18 protein-coding genes and 2 pseudogenes are annotated in these 17,881 nt (G+C 34.3%); 14 read left to right on the forward strand and 6 right to left on the reverse strand.

What is annotated here, in order from left to right; all coding sequences use genetic code 11:
• Positions 1–42: 42 nt before the first annotated feature.
• The 5 genes and pseudogenes from ABLV90_RS03410 (at position 43) to ABLV90_RS03430 (ending at position 4,045) form a co-directional block, all read left to right on the forward strand.
• Complete coding sequence (locus ABLV90_RS03410; protein ID WP_021338961.1) at positions 43–321, forward strand: PTS sugar transporter subunit IIB; 279 nt, start codon at positions 43–45, stop codon at positions 319–321.
• 129 nt (positions 322–450) lie between these two features.
• Positions 451–1,710 (forward strand): PTS galactitol transporter subunit IIC, encoded by a 1,260-nt coding sequence (locus ABLV90_RS03415; protein ID WP_460872156.1) that lies wholly within the window; start codon positions 451–453, stop codon positions 1,708–1,710.
• Between the two features lie 20 nt (positions 1,711–1,730).
• A pseudogene (locus ABLV90_RS03420) lies at positions 1,731–2,761 on the forward strand (zinc-binding dehydrogenase).
• Positions 2,762–2,815: 54 nt separating this feature from the next.
• Positions 2,816–2,971, forward strand: a complete 156-nt coding sequence (locus ABLV90_RS03425; protein WP_176721523.1) for a hypothetical protein — start codon at positions 2,816–2,818, stop codon at positions 2,969–2,971.
• A gap of 36 nt (positions 2,972–3,007) precedes the next feature.
• Complete coding sequence (locus ABLV90_RS03430; RefSeq protein ID WP_460872157.1) at positions 3,008–4,045, forward strand: galactitol-1-phosphate 5-dehydrogenase; 1,038 nt, start codon at positions 3,008–3,010, stop codon at positions 4,043–4,045.
• Between the two features lie 100 nt (positions 4,046–4,145).
• On the opposite strand, the gene ABLV90_RS03435 is transcribed toward ABLV90_RS03430, so the two are convergent.
• The 3 genes from ABLV90_RS03435 to ABLV90_RS03445 form a co-directional block, all read right to left on the reverse strand.
• Positions 4,146–4,985: a YitT family protein gene (locus tag ABLV90_RS03435; protein ID WP_069816892.1), complete on the reverse strand. Its 840-nt coding sequence runs from the start codon at positions 4,983–4,985 to the stop codon at positions 4,146–4,148.
• A 331-nt stretch (positions 4,986–5,316) separates the two neighbouring features.
• A complete protein-coding gene (gene fadH / locus ABLV90_RS03440) occupies positions 5,317–6,081 on the reverse strand; it encodes a 2,4-dienoyl-CoA reductase (protein WP_427705881.1) in 765 nt (254 codons plus the stop codon).
• 254 nt (positions 6,082–6,335) lie between these two features.
• A complete protein-coding gene (locus ABLV90_RS03445) occupies positions 6,336–6,560 on the reverse strand; it encodes a DUF3955 domain-containing protein (protein WP_069816891.1) in 225 nt (74 codons plus the stop codon).
• Positions 6,561–6,778: 218 nt separating this feature from the next.
• On the opposite strand from ABLV90_RS03445, the gene ABLV90_RS03450 reads away from it, so the two are divergent.
• The 9 genes and pseudogenes from ABLV90_RS03450 (at position 6,779) to ABLV90_RS03490 (ending at position 14,387) form a co-directional block, all read left to right on the forward strand.
• Entirely contained in the window at positions 6,779–7,243 is a 465-nt protein-coding gene (locus ABLV90_RS03450; protein WP_427705879.1) for a helix-turn-helix domain-containing protein, read from the forward strand.
• 224 nt (positions 7,244–7,467) lie between these two features.
• Positions 7,468–7,770 (forward strand): PadR family transcriptional regulator, encoded by a 303-nt coding sequence (locus ABLV90_RS03455; RefSeq protein ID WP_460872158.1) that lies wholly within the window; start codon positions 7,468–7,470, stop codon positions 7,768–7,770.
• A 24-nt stretch (positions 7,771–7,794) separates the two neighbouring features.
• Positions 7,795–8,953, forward strand: a pseudogene (gene chrA / locus ABLV90_RS03460) (chromate efflux transporter).
• A 103-nt stretch (positions 8,954–9,056) separates the two neighbouring features.
• Positions 9,057–10,262, forward strand: coding sequence for a glycerate kinase (locus tag ABLV90_RS03465; protein ID WP_460872159.1), 1,206 nt, complete (start codon positions 9,057–9,059; stop codon positions 10,260–10,262).
• Positions 10,252–10,845 (forward strand): SLC13 family permease, encoded by a 594-nt coding sequence (locus ABLV90_RS03470; RefSeq protein ID WP_460872160.1) that lies wholly within the window; start codon positions 10,252–10,254, stop codon positions 10,843–10,845. Before ABLV90_RS03465 ends, ABLV90_RS03470 begins: the two co-directional genes overlap by 11 nt.
• Positions 10,736–11,656, forward strand: coding sequence for an SLC13 family permease (locus ABLV90_RS03475; protein ID WP_460872161.1), 921 nt, complete (start codon positions 10,736–10,738; stop codon positions 11,654–11,656). Before ABLV90_RS03470 ends, ABLV90_RS03475 begins: the two co-directional genes overlap by 110 nt.
• A 12-nt stretch (positions 11,657–11,668) precedes the next feature.
• Positions 11,669–12,346, forward strand: coding sequence for a response regulator transcription factor (locus ABLV90_RS03480; protein ID WP_002511690.1), 678 nt, complete (start codon positions 11,669–11,671; stop codon positions 12,344–12,346).
• A gap of 5 nt (positions 12,347–12,351) precedes the next feature.
• Positions 12,352–13,710 carry an ATP-binding protein gene (locus tag ABLV90_RS03485; protein WP_460872162.1) on the forward strand — a complete coding sequence of 453 codons (1,359 nt, stop codon included), beginning with the start codon at positions 12,352–12,354 and terminating at the stop codon, positions 13,708–13,710.
• Positions 13,707–14,387: a PepSY domain-containing protein gene (locus ABLV90_RS03490; RefSeq protein WP_427705873.1), complete on the forward strand. Its 681-nt coding sequence runs from the start codon at positions 13,707–13,709 to the stop codon at positions 14,385–14,387. The genes ABLV90_RS03485 and ABLV90_RS03490 overlap by 4 nt, the downstream gene beginning before the upstream one ends.
• A gap of 168 nt (positions 14,388–14,555) precedes the next feature.
• Here the strand turns inward: ABLV90_RS03490 and ABLV90_RS03495 are convergent, their stop codons facing one another.
• From ABLV90_RS03495 to ABLV90_RS03505, 3 genes are all read right to left on the reverse strand, one after another.
• A complete protein-coding gene (locus ABLV90_RS03495) occupies positions 14,556–16,013 on the reverse strand; it encodes a DUF6056 family protein (RefSeq protein WP_460872163.1) in 1,458 nt (485 codons plus the stop codon).
• A 1-nt stretch (position 16,014) separates the two neighbouring features.
• Complete coding sequence (locus ABLV90_RS03500) at positions 16,015–16,962, reverse strand: glycosyltransferase family 2 protein (RefSeq protein ID WP_427705869.1); 948 nt, start codon at positions 16,960–16,962, stop codon at positions 16,015–16,017.
• 137 nt (positions 16,963–17,099) lie between these two features.
• Positions 17,100–17,879 carry a sugar phosphate isomerase/epimerase family protein gene (locus tag ABLV90_RS03505; RefSeq protein ID WP_427708220.1) on the reverse strand — a complete coding sequence of 260 codons (780 nt, stop codon included), beginning with the start codon at positions 17,877–17,879 and terminating at the stop codon, positions 17,100–17,102.
• Between the last annotated feature and the right edge of the window lie 2 nt (positions 17,880–17,881).

Raw genomic sequence — 17,881 nt, forward strand, 5'->3', positions numbered from 1 at the left:
GAGAATTTAAATATTAAGTTCTCAAATTAGGAGGAAATTATTATGAAACAAGTATTAGTAGCATGTGGCGCGGGTATCGCAACTTCAACGGTAGTAAATAGTGCAATCGAAGAAATGGCAAAAGAGCACAATATCAAAGTAGATTTAAAACAAATTAAAATTTCAGAAGTTGGCGTTTACGCAGATTCAGCAGATTTATTAGTTACAACTGCAATGACGCAAAAAGAATACGACTTCCCTGTCATTAACGCACGTAATTTCTTAACTGGAATTGGCGTTGAAGATACTAAAAAAGAAATCTTAGACGCATTACAAGAATAATGAGTCATTTAATTTAACATACCGAATCAACCGTTGGGATAAATATCAAAAGAGAAGTTCATGGTTATATCAAAATGGCGTCTTAATTTATACCAACATCACTTTATATTAAAGAGGATGGTGTAAGGGATGAGTGGATTTGTAGATTTTATTCAAGCTTTTCTAGATTTAGGGGCAACAGTAATCCTTCCAATCGTTATATTTTTACTAGGATTATTCTTTAGGCAAAAAGTCGGTGCGGCATTTAGATCAGGTTTGACGATTGGTGTCGCATTCGTAGGGATTTTCTTAGTTATTGATTTACTTGTAAACAACTTGGGGCCCGCTGCCCAAGCGATGGTTAAGAACTTAGGTGTAAGCTTAAATGTTATTGATGTGGGTTGGCCAGCAACATCTTCTATTGCATGGGCATCTGTTATCGCGGCATTTATTATTCCTTTAGGTATTGTAATTAACATTGTTATGTTACTGACAAAGACTACTCGAACAATGAACGTAGATATTTGGAACTTCTGGCATTATACATTTATGGGTGCCATGGTTTACGCCGTATCTGATAGCATTTGGCAATCATTAGTGGCTGCGGCAATATTCCAAATCGTCTGTCTAAAAGTGGCTGACTGGACTGCACCAATGATGAGTGAGTTCTACGATTTACCTGGGGTATCGATTGCCACAGGTAGTACAATTTCATATGCTCCAGGTATTTTCTTAGTAAAAGGTTTACAAAAAGTGCCTGGTATCAACAAACTACATGCAGACCCAGAAACGATTCAAAAACGTTTCGGTGCATTTGGTGAATCCATATTCGTCGGTTTAGTACTTGGTTTAATCATTGGTTTGTTAGCTGGTTACAACGCTGGCGATGTTATCAACCTTGGTATGTCAATGGCTGCCGTTATGGTGTTAATGCCTCGTATGGTTAAGATTTTGATGGAAGGTTTAATGCCTGTTTCCGAATCTGCACGTACTTGGTTAAACAAACGCTTTGGGGATCGTGAAATCTATATTGGTTTAGACGTCGCGGTTGCATTAGGCCACCCAGCAGTTATCTCAACAGCTTTAATTTTAGTTCCGATCACAGTATTATTAGCAGTTATTTTACCTGGTAACCAAGTCTTACCATTTGGTGACTTAGCAACAATTCCATTTATTGTCGCATTTATCGTAGGTGTTGCACGAGGTAATATCATACACTCGGTTATTGTCGGCACAATTATGATTGCCATCTCTTTATATATCGCAACAGATGTTGCACCGATATTCACAAGCATGGCAGAAGGCACTAACGTAAACATGCCATCTGGCTCATCTCAAATTTCAAGTCTTGACCAAGGTGGTAACATCTTAAATTACATTATTTTCAAATTCTTTAGTTTATTTAATTAACAGATAGGAGCTGACATTACATGAAAGCACTCGTTAAAACTGAACCAGGATTCGGGAATCTAGAAGTCTTAGATAGAGAGATACCTTCACCGAACGCAGATGAAGTAAAAATAAAAGTCCATTATGCAGGTATTTGTGGTACGGATGTGCACACGTATGAAGGTCATTATAAAGTGAACTTTCCAGTAACACTTGGCCATGAATTTTCAGGAGAGGTTGTAGAGACAGGCGCTAATGTCACCGATTTTAAAATTGGTGATCGCGTCACTTCTGAAACAACATATTACATTTGTGGTGAATGTGAATATTGTCAAAGTGGTGATTATAACTTATGTAATCATCGTAAAGGTTTAGGCACACAACAAAACGGTGGCTTCACACAATACTTAGTTGCACGTGCGACGAGTGTCCACCGTATTCCTGACAATGTTTCATATAAAGCAGCATCTATGACGGAGCCATTAGCTTGTGCCCACCATGCCGTTTCTAAAATTGAAATACAGCCTGACGATGTCGTAGTTGTTATGGGGCCTGGACCTATTGGATTACTTGTCGCGCAAGTCGTTAAAAGTAAAGGTGCAGAAGTCGTAATCACTGGATTAGATAATGATCAAACAAGATTAGATAAGGCAACAGAACTTAAATTAGATCATGTCGTCAATATTCAAAATACTGATTTAAAAGACTATGTAAACAGTATTACCAATGGTTATGGTGCAAACGTAGTTTTAGAATGCTCTGGTGCAGTACCGCCGCCAAACAAGGTTTAGATATCTTACGTAAAAAAGGACAATATGTCCAAGTTGGTATCTTTAAAGATCCAGAAATTTCTTTTGATTTAGAAAAAATCATACAAAAAGAAATACGAATGGTCGGTACGAGAAGTCAAAAACCAGCCGACTGGGAACCTTCTTTACAACTGTTAAGCAGTGGTGATGTCAATGCTGAAGCATTAGTCACAAATGAACTTGATATTACGCAATGGGAAGAAGGCTACAACCATATCAAAGGTGGAGAAGGCATCAAAGTACTCCTTCGCCCTATCGATTAACTTGTTTTAAATAATCATCATTTAGCACTTAAATGATATAAGGAGATAATTATTATGGTAGAACATATGTTAGATTTCATGCTTGGGCCATTGAGAGGTATTACAGATTTATATATGGATAACTTACTTTATTGTAATATAGTCGTTTTTCTTGGTTACTTCGGCGCAAAATTTTTTAAAAAGAAAAAAGTTACTTCTGAACAAAATTAATGCGCTTATTATTCAGAAGATAAGAGGTGAAATACTTTGAAAGCTTTGAACCTATACGGCATTGAAGATTTAAGGTACGAAGAAACAAAATCTCCTGAAATTGAAGACAGTAATGATGTCATTATTAAAGTGATTGCAACTGGTATATGCGGTTCGGATAATTCCCGCTATAAAAAGTTAGGACCTTATCGTGAGGGCATGACTTTTGGGCATGAATTTTCAGGAGTTGTGGAAAGTATAGGCAGTAACGTAAATCATGTGGCAGTTGGCGATGCAGTCACGGGTTGTCCGGCTATCGCTTGTCACGCCTGTGAACAATGTGAGAAAGGTGAATACTCTAGATGTGAACATTTATATGTTATTGGCTCTTATGAACCTGGCTGTTTTGCAGAATTCGTTAAACTACCTGCAAATAACGTCTTAAAATTGCCAGCTAATGTAGACTTTGATACAGTCGCTATGGTCGAGCCTTCTGCAGTAGTAGCACATGGGTTTTATAGAACAAGCATGAAACCTGGTGCAACGGTAGCTGTTATAGGGTGTGGCAGTATCGGTTTACTAGCCATTCAATGGGCTAAAATATTTGGTGTTGCTAAAACGATTGCGATTGATATCGACCCAGATAAACTAGCAATTGCTAAGACGCTCGGTGCAGATTATACGATTAATTCTAAAACAGAAAATTTAGATGACGTCATCGCTACTATTCCTCATAACATAGATGTCGCTGTTGAATCAGCGGGCTCACCATTTACGATTGGACAAGTCTTAACGTTACCGGCTAAGGGCGGGGAAGTCTTACTGCTAGGCATACCTTACTCCGATATTGAAATGGATCGTGTTCATTTTGAAAAAATATTACGCAATGAACTTAATGTTATTGGATCTTGGAACGGCTTATCCGCCCCATTTCCAGGCGAAGAATGGCATGCGTCCCTTCATTACATGTCTACAGGAGAGATTCAAGTGGATCCGATGATTTCAGATCGCTTAGATTTAGCAAAAGGTCCTGAAACATTTGATGCATTAGTTAATAAAAAGAAACATTTTGATAAAGTAATCTTCCACCCATAATTAAAATCTAACATTGCCATAATTATTATAAAAAAGTCCTAACACTGCTGACAGTATTAGGACTTTTTCAATGCGTATTGATACCCACACATATTTTACATTACTGTACTTTCATAAAGCCATTCCCCAAGACATCTCGCACATCATGAATAACAAGAAAAGCATTTTCATCGTGAGCATTAACGATTTTCTTAATTCTTGATAATTGGTTTTGTGGTACGACAACATAAAGCACATTCGTCTCTTTTCGTTCATAGCCACCGACTCCATTCAATAATGTTGAACCTCTACCAGTTTCTTTATTAATCCCCTTACTAATTTCATTATTATAATTTGAAATAATTGTAATTGCCTTTTTAGGATTAAAACCTTCTATTACAAATGACATACTTTTCTCAACTATAAAAAGCATAACAATGGTATATAAAACATTTTGCGCGGGAAGGATGATTAAGAAAGATAGCACAATGATTGAATCAAGCATAAACAACGCTTGAGAAGTTTTGATTTCAGTATATTTATTTATAATTTTAGCAATAACAGATGTGCCACCTAATGTACTGCGTGCTGAGATTACAAGTCCAGTACCGACACCAAGTAGTAAGCCGCCAAACACTGTATTTATAAAATCAGATTCAATCTGCATATTAAATGATTCAGTTAGTCCTAAAAACATTGAGCTCGAAATTACTGTAATCAATGTGTAAACTGCTGTCGTTTTACTTAAATATTTCCAACCTACCGCAATTAATATCATATTTATAATTAGAGAGGTAATTGCCGGTGATAAGCCTAGTGTATATTTTAGATTTAACGAAACACCAACCGTACCACCCTCCCCAAAATTAGCAGGAATTACAAACACATTAATACCTATACCTATAAGAAATGTCCCTAAAATACAGAAACATATATTTTTAAAATGAATTTTGTACAACATCCCAATAACACCTCATTTCTTTTATTTGAAAATCACTCAATTCTACTGTTTTATTTCATTTATATTGATCGGCTAGAAAGACCGACATAAAAAGAAACTTTTCAGTTATTAACCAAAAAGTTTCGAAAGATATAATTTTTGTTATTTTTTTAGCACAAGTATATATGATAGTAGAAATAGTCATTTATTTCAATTGAATTAGGTTAATTTGTTTTATAAATTGTAATTGAATCCGTTGTTTTTATTATATATTAGCAATAGTGTTGAATTTAAAAGACAAATTAAACGATATGACGCGTCCAATTTGTCTAATATATAAATTGCGAATTGCTTAAAACGCATTCTGATTGAGCCATTGTCCGCCATCCATAGTCATGCAAGCGCCATTAATATAGTCTGCATCACCTGAGAACAAGAATTTAGCCAAGCCCGCAATTTCTTCAGGTTGACCCATTCTACCTACTGGCACACTATCTAGTGTCTGTTGACGTGCTTCTTCAGATAGACTTAATTTTCCTGCTCCACCCGTATTTTCGATTGGTCCAGGTGCAATGGCATTCACTGTAATACCATATTTAGAACCCCATTCCACTGCAAGTGTTCTCGTCATTGCAAGGACGCCAGCTTTGGCACTTGCCGAATGAATAACGCCCGGACCAGATCTCCAAGCATACGTCGCAACCATGTTCAAAATACGACCTTTCTGACCATTTTTAATCCATTCTTTACCTACTGCTTGTGTACAATACCATGTACCATTTAATACAATATCTACAACTGAATTCCACGCATTAATCGATAAATCTTCTGCAGGGCAAATAAAATTACCTGCTGCATTATTCACAAGACCATCTATCTGTCCAAATGTTTTTACAGTCTCATCTACTGTATACTGCACACGCTCTGGATCACGTACATCCATATCTATACACAGCACTTGACCTTCATATTGTTCAATTTCCGCTTTAGCAACTTCAAGTCGTTCTAATGAGCGACCTGTTATAACTACTTTGGCACCTTCTTCAGCAAATCGTTTCGCCATTGCTTTGCCCATGCCACTACTACCGCCCGTTATCATCATCACTTTGTCCTTCATTTACATTCTCCTTTTAAAAGCTTGATTTAATATGATTCAAATAAATTAGTAAGCGCTTACATATTATTGTACATTAATTTTACTTTTTTAGTAAATCATCTTATTTTAGTTTTTAAAAAGATTGCTATTAAATTGAAAAAAGTAAGAAAGAAACCAAGCTTAGAAATTTGGTTTCTTTCTCGCTCTACAAGGATTACTAGATATTAAAATTTACAACATAACATGTTTTATTTATGACCTAGATGCTTAAAATATTATTGTTTATGCTGTAAAAAACGATGATATAAATATTTTCCGGCAGTTACGAACATTAATAATAACCCCAATGCCACAAATATAAAACCAAATTCCACTAAAAACCATGGTTCACGTAAGGTGCCATCTTGATCAACATGACTAGGTAAAACAATAAATAGCCCTCCCATTAAAATTCCAAAAATCATGCAAAAAATACTTGAAAAAAATAATTTTTTACTCATAATCTGTATATAACCTCCTAAATTTATTAGCCAATTAGCTGGTCGCTTTCAAGTTTTTATTATCAAACATAGAATTAATTAATAAAAGAAAGCATCACAAGACATAGCTGTTTTAAGCGACAGTATGTCTTGCGGGAGGTGTAAAGTGTTGCTTGCAATCGCATAACAACAGCTTTTTACGAAGAATCTAACGCTATAGAGATTGGAGGAAAGATCGTATGGATTTTGGAAATCAAATTAAATCGATTAGAAAAGAGCATCAACTCACACAAGAACAACTTTCCGAACAGCTTAATGTATCCAGACAAACAGTATCAGCTTGGGAAAATAATAGATATTTACCAGATATAGAAATGATTGTCCATATCGCTAAAACGTTCCACTTGTCACTCGATGATTTAATCTTAGGCGATGATGTTATTAAAGATAAGCTCGTTAATGATGGGAAAAGTATCAAACGCATACGTCTAAGCATTGTAAGTATGATTTTAATTTTAATTGGTATCACCTGTGCGATACTTTTCTTAGTCATACCCTCTTACGTTTCACAAGACGGCATACTGCATGAGCCTTGGTTCCTCGTACCCCTTGGATTGTATGCGTTGATAGGCGGTCTCATCGTAGGACTTATCAATTTAATGTTAATATTCATGAGTCACTACAAACATTCACGTCGCAGTTAAAAAATATCCTCCCCATTATATAAGACTTATTTCAAAACAATTATTTAAAGTTGTTTTGAAATAGGTCTTTTTCATTAACAAGAGTTATCCACTATCTATATTACAAAATATGATAAATTCTTAAATTTTATGTAAATTCAACCTCAGACAAAAGTATAAATGTTACATTGAAATCGAAATACGATATCGCTTTTCGATATATTAATTAGAGAGGATGAATGTATGTGGAATCAAAATTAGAAAGACGTATGTTTTTAGGGTTTATTTATATTCACATTTTGCATCATGCAAGTGAACATCCTATCTATGGTAGTTGGATGATTGAGGAACTTCAAGAACACGGTTATACAATGAGTGTTGGTACGTTGTATCCCCTCTTACATAGTATGGAAGACGAAGGATTACTTGTTAGTGAGAAAAATGTGGTTGCGGGTAAACAACGCAAGAACTATATCATCACTTCATTTGGTAAAGAAATGTTAGCCAAAAGCCAACAAAAATTAAAAGAACTTGTTGGCGAAGTATAATTTATAAATTGGGAGGTTATGCTAATGAAATATCTTGAAGTCTTTTTGGTCGCGCTAAGATTAGGTTGTACATCTTTTGGTGGTCCAACAGCACATCTCGGTTACTTCTATGATGAATACGTTAAACGTAGGAAGTGGCTCACAGAACAGCAATATACAAATTTAGTCGCGTTATGTCAGTTTTTACCTGGTCCTGCAAGTAGCCAGGTCGGTTTTGGTATCGGCATAACGAAGGCAGGTTTACTTGGTGGTGTTATTTCATTTATTGGTTTTACATTGCCTTCAGTCATTGTATTAATGTTTTGTGCGACAGCTGCTCCTTGCTTACAGCAGTGATTTAGGTTGGACGCATGGTTTGAAATTAGTTGCAGTTGCCATCGTGCTTAATGCCATTATTGGCATGGGCAAGAAGCTTTTGCCTGATGTGAAAACAAAGCTTCTTGCACTATTTACCTTAGTTATGGCAGTCACAGTGATTCACCCTATGTCACAATTGGGTGCATTGATTATCGTGGCGCTTGTCGGATTAATACTCTTTAAAGAAAATGATGAAAGTAAACCATCAATAAAGATATTCAATATTCCTAAATTGGTTGGTGTTATTGCACTTACACTCTTTTTCAGTTTTTTATTAATTTTACCTATTATTAATTTCTTCACAACCAATTCATGGGTGAGTATGATTGATCATTTTTATCGCTCAGGTGCACTTGTTTTCGGTGGCGGCCATGTTGTTCTACCATTATTAGAACAAGCATTTGTCGCAACAGATATGATCAGTGCGAACGACTTTTTAACAGGTTACGCATTAACACAGGCAGTGCCGGGTCCATTATTTACCTTTGCGAGCATATATCGGTACCGTTATGTCTGGCATTCCAGGTGGCATTGTCGCAACAATCGCTATTTTTTTACCTGCCTTTTTACTATTAATTGGCGTTTTACCATTTTGGGAACACGTGCAGTCGAATCGCTATGCTAAAGCAATGTTAAAAGCGGTCAGTGCTTGGTGTAGTTGGTATTCTAATCGCGAGCACTGTATGATCCTATTTTTACATCATCCGTCAATTCACACATGGATTTCGCATTTGCTGCCATATTATTTGTATTGCTAGCATACTGTAAAGCCCCGTCATGGCTAATTGTAATTTTAGGATTAGCACTGGGTATCATGTTTTATTAAATTTTTTAATCATTTTTTAATAATTCTTTAAGCAATTGTAAACCCCCATACCATAGTCTAAGAGTATCAATTAATTAAGACTATATACGGGGAGATGAAGATTATGAAATTTACAGTTATTCCATCAGGTTTTAAGGAAAGTTTAAGTGCAGAAGAAGTTGGTTATGCAATTGAAAAAGGTATTAAACGTGTCAATTCAAATTATGAAGTAAATGTTATACCTATGGTTGATGGTGGCGAAGGTTTCGTAGAATCTATTATTAAAATTAGAAATGGCTATAAAATAATGACTCATGTCACTGGCCCTGTCGGACAACGCATCCAATCTTACTTTGGCGTATTTAAAGAAGGAAAAGAAACTGTAGCTGTGATTGAAATGGTCGCAATTGCAGGATTAAGACATGTCCCTAAGACACAAAGAAACCCATTATACACAACAACTTATGGCGTAGGTCAAATGATTATTAAAGCACTTGATTACGGTGTAGATAGAATAATTATAGGTTGTGGCGATTCTGGTACATCTGATGGTGGCGTAGGTATGGCTCAAGCTATTGGCGTTAAATTCTATAATAAGCATGGCGAGGCAGTTTACATTGATGGTGGCGTTGATATTGATAAAATTCATGACTTAGATTTAAGCAATATAGACAGCCGAGTATCAACAACACCAATTGATGTTGCTGTAAATTGGTCTAATATATTATGTGGTGATAAAGGCGTTGCACGAGTATTTGGTCCTCAAAAAGGGGCGTCACAAGAGGACGTAGAACATTTATCAAATAATTTATATCATTTAGTTGCTTTAATTAAGCAACATACAAATAAGGATTTACGTTATGCAGAAGGTACAGGGGCATCAGGTGGTCTTGGAGCCGGTCTCATCGCTTTCGCTAATGCAACATTGCATCCAAGGTTTGATTTGATTAAAAATTATATTCAAATCGAAAGCAATCTTGAATCAACGGATATTGTCATTACTGCAGAAGGTTGTATTGACTATCAAACACCGAATGGAAAAGTGCCTGCTGAAGTTGCACGTATTGCTAAAAATCACAATAAACCTGTAATAGCTTTTGCGGGAACGATTGGTAAAGGCGCAAAAATAAATTATCAAAGTGGTATTGATGCATTTTCTAGTATTATACCTGAGCCAGCTACTTTAGAAAATGCAATCAACGACGCAGATAAATGGTTAGAGGGCAGTGTAGAAAGTGCGATTCGTTATATTATGATTGGTATGAACCTTTTTAAAGCAAGAGAACAACAAAAGCATAAACTGAAGGAAGTCGTTACAGATGCTAGCTAATGTTTCATTTTCACATCTATGGATTTGGATATCTTTTCTTTGTTTAAGTTTTTATATCTTTTTGGTATTAGATTTAAGTTACTTAGGCAAAGTAAGTATAATGATTTTTATTTTAGCTATTATATTATTTATATTTTCAAATTTACCTGCAGGATTAGCTGGGATGCTATGTTTGATCGGTGCAGTGTTGCTGGGTGTTCCAGATTCAATATTATTTGAATCATTAAATCAACATATCGTTTGGTTAATGATTGGCGCATTTATCATCAGTAGTGTCATAGAAGAAAGTGGTTTATTAACAAGGCTCGTCAATTGGTTTAGCCGAAAATGCCATACTGAAAAGCGTGCAAGTTTATTCATTTTGGCAACGATTCAACTCATGACTTTCTTTATACCTTCAACTTCAAGTCGTGCAGCAGACAATGTTACCTATTTATCAAGCGATAAAAACACAGTTTCCAAAGCGTGCCACGATGTATGGTTTAATGATACCTATACTTATTTTAACTATGACGAATACGACCTTAATTGGTGCGGGAAGTCATTTAATAGGTATAGGTATTTTAGAAGGTCAAACAGATAAATCGATTTCTTATATTGATTTCGTGTTATGGGGCTTACCCTTTGGTTTACTAATTAGTTTGATTGTCGCTGTCATATTAATGTACAGTCCTATTAAACAACAACCTATGAAGGAAGTTTCAGATAAAGAACCTGTCGATATTGAAGTTGACGTTGAACAAACACCACTTTCGTCAAAGGAACGTAAAGCAATTATTTTAATTGGCATAACTATTGTACTGTGGGTTACTGAAAGTTTACATGGACTTGATATTGCTTTTGTAACAATTTTAATGGCTTTTTGCATGTTGATTCCTCAATTAGGACTCATAACTTGGAAAAAAGCTTTGTCCGAAGTGTCATGGAGTTTAATATTTTTCGTAGCGAGTGCAACTGCACTTGGAGAATTATTAATAAAATACGGTGTCGTTAAGTACATACAAGACCAAATTTTATCATTACTTAACGGATTACCAGTAATGCCTGCAATTGTATTTGTGATTATACTAAGCATCATTAGTGTAGGTTCACATTTACTCATTACAAGCCATACAACAAGAGCTGTGGTACTTGTTCCAACGGTACTTATTTTCGCGGAAACCTTTGAATTAAATCCTATGTCAGTTGTATTTATAACATTAATTGGCATAAACTATTGCTTAACATTACCAGTAAGTTCAAAAGCATTATTAATATTTTATGAGTTAGATGATCGACCATTTAATACTTCACAACTTTTAAAATTAAATATGTGGTTACTCCCTATTTATGTAGTATTTATGGTCTTAATGTATTTATTTTATTGGCAATTTATAGGTTTAAAACTAAAGTAGGTGTATTGAATAATGGAAAAGATTTTAATTGTGGAAGATGATGAAAAAATTGCACGTGTATTGCAATTAGAACTAGAGTTTGCAGAATACGATGTGACTTTAGCATATACAGGCAAGCAAGGAATACAAGCATTTCAAGATAATTCCTTTGATCTCATCTTGCTTGATGTTATGTTGCCAGAATTAAATGGTTTGGAAGTGTTGAGACGTATTAGAACGAAAGATAATTCAATAAAGGTCATCATGTTAACCGCTCGTGACGCATTAATGGATAAAGTCGGCGGCCTTGATTCTGGCGCAAATGATTATGTTACTAAGCCTTTCGAAATAGAAGAATTATTAGCTAGAATCCGTGCGCATTTAAAAATGCTACATGCTGACACAGAAGAAGATGATGACATTCTCGTACATAGACATATTTCTGTAGATACAAAGTCACGTGAAGTCTATATGGACGATACTATAGTGAGTACTACGCCAAAAGAATATGAAATGCTTGTTTATTTCCTGGAAAATAAAAATCAGGCTTTAGAGCGTGAGCAAATAATCAAACACGTATGGCAATTTGATTACCAAGGCGATACTAACGTAGTCGATGTGTATGTACGTCACTTACGTAAAAAGTTAGACAAAAACAAACCATCCATTATCGATAGTGTCCGTGGGTATGGTTATATGATTAAGGATTAATTTATATGAGATTAGGTACTAGAATCCAGTTGTATATCACCGTGATGACCGTAATTTTGATTATTTGTGTGAACATCTTTGTGTATGTTATTTTCAAACATTTTTCAATAGCTTCTGAGCTAAATCAACTTGAAGCACGTAGTATTAATATTATAGAAGAAATTAAAAAATCGGATAATAGAACGAATCAAGAAATTATGAATAACAGTTACATACTTTCTGATGGCTACATCAGTGTTATTGATAAGAACGATAAAGCCAAAGTGAATTTCACGACTAATGTAGATTATAATAATATCCAACAACCCTTTCAAAGTAAGCAATATAAAAAAACCGTTGCTTATAAAGGTCATCATTTTGCAATGATTTCCTTGCCTATCGTTTGGGAACATGGTGAAGTCGTCAATTTACAGCTTTATGAAAATGTAGACTTTAAGTATGAATCCTTTCAAATTTTAAAATGGATTTTAATCGGCTCAGTTATATTATTACTAATAGTAATTTTTTACTTGAATAGAGTAATCACCAATATTATCACGCAACCGATTTTGAAATTAAGTAAGCACATCAAAGAAACACAAGAAACCAAAGATTATTTACCTGTAGAAGTACAACAAAATGATTCGTATGAATTGCGGGAATTATCTACTTCCTTTAATGACATGATGAACAAATTGAAAGAACACGACGAGAGACAACAAGCATTTATTATGAATGCGTCACATGAATTAAAAACACCAATTACAGTTATAAACTCTTATAGTCAAATGTTGCGGCGATTTGGAAAGAAAGATCAAAAAACATTAGATGAAAGTATCCATGCTATTGGTGATGAAGCTAAAAAAATGAAATATTTAACAGAACAATTGTTATATTATGCTCAAATAACGAAAAATAAGACGGAAAGTAGTCTTGAATATGAAAATATAGTGGAATTAATTGAAGAAATCACACATCGCTTAAAGCATGTATATAAACAAGATATAAAAGTAGAAGTAGCTTGTGAATCTTATGAAGCTTGGCTAAATATTTCTTTATTCAAGCAATTAATACACATATTTTTAGATAATGCACACAAATATGGTGAATCACTTATTATTGTCAGAATTTCTGATAATAAAGATTCATTCAATATTGAAATTATGGATGACGGTATAGGTATTCCAGAATCTGACTTGCCTCATATTTTCACTCGCTTTTATCGTGTAGATAAAGCACGGTCACGTAGCACTGGCGGTTCAGGTTTAGGATTGTCCATTGCGCAAGAAATTGCCACACAACAAAATATAGTGATTGATGTAAAAAGCGAAGTAAATAAAGGATCATCCTTTATTTTAACTGTGCCTAAAGGAGTCAAAAAATGAAACTGCTCGTTAAATTAATTTTAATAATGACATGTATTGGATTATCTGTCGCCCTATGTGTAATTATATTTTTAAAAGCGAATCAGCAACTTATGGCAGAGACAGATGCAAAAGCAATGGTTGAGAAACGTTACAACGGTGATATTGAATCTATCAAGCTCACTGATAATAAAAATGAATTTTTAGTAAAATTAAAATCAAGTGAAGGTATATATCACATTAAAGTAGATAGAGAAAAGAAAACAATTTCTAATATAAAACAAACAAAGGATTTAAAACCAAAGAAACCTGAACCCAAAAAGGAACAGAAAAAGGAAGATAAAAAAATCAGTGAAGCATCAGCCAAAGATATAGCAAAAGAACACGTCGGCGGTACCTTTAAATCTATTACTTTAAAAGAAGATAAAGGTATTAAATACTATTTGGTGACTCAAGATATAAGTAGTCAAAAAGGTGCTAATATCATTATCAATCATGTTACAGGTAAAGTATCCTCAGTAGCTTGGTTCAATAAAAATAATGATGCGGCATCAACTGAAACCCAACCTACACAACCACCGCCTACAAATCAAAAACAACGTATTTATTCAGGTGATGATGACGGTAATGATGACGGCGACGATGACAGTGATGACGACGGCGACGATTATGATGATTATGAAGATGGCGATGATTAATAAATCACTTTACAAATATTTAAATAAAAACTCCGAGGTAGTTAGTAAATTTACTATCCCGGAGCTTTTATGTGTTTCGAGTAATTCGAAAACTAGTAATAATTTATAATAATTAACACATTATTTCATCAATCACTCTTCTTTTCTTCGCTACCAAAAGGCACATACTTAACTTTTGTATCTGCTTGGTAAACCTTCATATTTATTGAATAGTGTTTGATATTTCTCGCTGGTTGGCGTTGCATGATGTAAATAATGTTCAAATGGCAGTTTCTCCATCGTATAGAAATCCTTATCTGGATGCTCTTTTACTTCTTGTTTCAAATTCGCGATTCGCGTTTCATTTTGATAGTGGATATAGTAAAAACCACTCAAATAAACAACACCAAACATAATTGCAATTCCCACAATCATATTACGCCACAACGCATGCATGACGTTGAGTTGAACAAGTAATATCAGTAGAATGATGCTATAGATTACATATACTGTATAAAAATTCCTTGGACCGAGTGGTGATACAATGACTAAAGGTGCACATACAAGTAAAGTTGAGGCTAGGAGTAAATATAATGTATAACGTACTTCCTTTTGCCCGATCACTAAATGTATTGCATAAATCATTGCACCTAAAAATATAATACAAATCACAGTATTAAGCAGATTTGCTATAGTGATTGAATGGAAATTTTGTAATTCGAATTGTTTATATATGAAAAAGTAATAAATAGGCAATATCAATAATCCACTAACAGTCAGCCCTATTTTCACCTTGGATAAGCTGTACAGCACAGTACTGCGATAAAGCATAACTAGCACCACAGCAATAATCATAGATAAAATCACAATTTGATTGAAAAAGACCCAATCTGGAATTGTCGTAGTCACCGTATGGAATATTTTATCGAATAATCCTGTTTCACTAGATACATTCTGGTAACTGCTGCCTTCAAAAAATATTTTACGATAATTGGGGTTTAAAAACATGATTACTGTGCCGACCACAGATAATAATAAACCAACAATAAATTTAGGGTTAATTTGTCGATAAAGTAATAAGTTCAGGGCGATAGCTAACACCAAAATCATACTATTAAAGAGCGTCGTATTTTCCATAAAAAACTGCCCAATAAAACAAATAATATAAAAGACAATATTGATTACAGGTGTAAGCCCTTTTCGTTCAAATAAAACTGTAACGATAAACCATAAAATGAACAGCACACACAACGTGGCTGGGACATAATTATAAAAACCTGCAAACCATCCATAAGTTTGTTTGTATATCTCACTTGGTATCGTAACCATAAGTATAAAAGCTATTAAATAATATAGTGGCTGTTTCGTATTGTGAGTAAAACGAACAATAATATATATCATAGCCATGCTAATTAACGCGTAAGATATCCACCTAAACCAATCCAAACGAACTGCTACAGTTTCTAAAATATTACCCAAATAACGCCCATTTAAATTCGCATATTTTTCCTGCCACATTTGCACACCATACTGACTATACCAATCCCAATCATCATGGGTTAATGGTAAAAAGAACGCCATAAAATAGTAAAATAAAAATAGTGCGGTAAGTGTCAGGTACATCTTGTCCAAATTTAGTGATTTCATATTAATTTACCTCATGTTTATTTAAATTCGTCTTATGTATAATAAATAACGGTCTCTGTTTCACTTCATAATAAATTCTACCTATATATTCTCCAATAATACCTAAAGAAGTCAGCTGCACGCCGCCTAGGAACAATACTGCAAAAATAGTAGTGAAATAACCAGGCGTAGATACACCATAACTCAGTGTATAAATTAAATTGAATATAATATAGAGAAAGCTCATCAAACAACTAAATAATCCTAAATAAATAATAATACGTAACGGTCTATTGTTAAAGGAAATCAGTCCATCTATACCATAATTTAACAATGAACTAAATGACCATTTAGACTCTCCTTCTTCGCGTTGTACATTTTGATATTCAATGACTTTTGGCTCAAAGCCGATCCATGCAAATAATCCTTTTGAAAATCGATTGTATTCTCCTAATTTCACAACTTCTTTAACGGCACGCTGACTCAGTAACCTAAAATCTCCTATGCCATCCTCTAAGGTAACATCTACCATTTTATTAATCATTAAATAATACATTTTAGACAGATGCTTACGTAACCAACGTTCTCCAGTTCGATCTCTTTTAGCCACCACTTGATCTTCACCATTTCTAAAATCTACAATCATTTGTGGAATTAATGACGGCGGGTGCTGTAAATCTCCGTCTATGATGATCAACGCCTCAGCTTCCGTACTCGCTTTCAACCCCGCATACATCGCAGACTCTTTACCAAAATTACGTGAAAACGAAATGTATTTCACCCTACTATCTAATTCAGATAATTGTTGAATTATTGTTAATGTTTGGTCTCTACTACCATCATCCACGAAAAGTAATTCATATGTATAACCGTTAATATAACTATCATGTTGCATAATTTCTGTTAATTTATCATACGTTTGTTTAATTACAAACGCTTCATTAAAGCATGGAATCAATATTCTAATCATTAAAACGGCGCACCTCTTTGAATTATAATTATATAAAATGTATTATATACAGTATTATACAATATAACAAACCAGAATGTACCATATATTTTGTACATTCTGATTTATCGTGTGCACTATGTCTATTTTATTTTGCTTTATTCACTTCCCATTTTACTTACTACATAATTAATATCACGTTGGATGTTTTCTGGTTGTTCCCCTATATCATAATTATATTCTAGAGTCAGATGTGCGTTCGGCGTATATTGATGATAAATTTCAAAAAATGCATCCATATCTAATGTTCCTTCATGCAATAAATTGTGGTCATCATGCTTACCATCATTGTTGTGTAAATGATAGAATTTAATCTTATGCTTAAGTTGTTGAACCACATGTTCTAAATCCCAATTATTAGCGTTAGCATGTCCCACATCAATTAATACACTGTTCTCTCTTTCTTTACAGAAGTCAATAAATTCTGATTCTGTTAACAGTTTATTTTGCTTAGTATCTACCCCTACATTTTCTACTAAAATGTTTACACCTTGTACTTTCGCTTCTGATGTAATATTGTCTAAATTATTTGCTGTCTCAGCAATCATTTGCTGTTTATTGTTAATAGCTACATTATTTACATGGTAAACAATATCTTTAATCCCTAATGCCACGCAGTGTTCAATTGCCAATCTAATTTGTTTTAAGCTATATGGGTCTGCTTCTCTAGGACGCGAATGCTCTACATCAAAAATTTGTTCGTGATATGTTAAGAAACGTTGTGAATCTTTACCTATCTCAAGTAATTCCTTCGTATAAGCTTCATCTTGATTGTTACCAAAAAGTTCTATGCCTAAATTGGGATTTACTTCTAATAGACTATAAATTGGTGCTAACCCGCTTCTAATATATGCGTTTGTACTTAAGATTAATGCCATGA

This window comes from Staphylococcus sp. 2S1 (assembly GCF_046721335.1).
Classification (GTDB): domain Bacteria; phylum Bacillota; class Bacilli; order Staphylococcales; family Staphylococcaceae; genus Staphylococcus; species Staphylococcus equorum_A.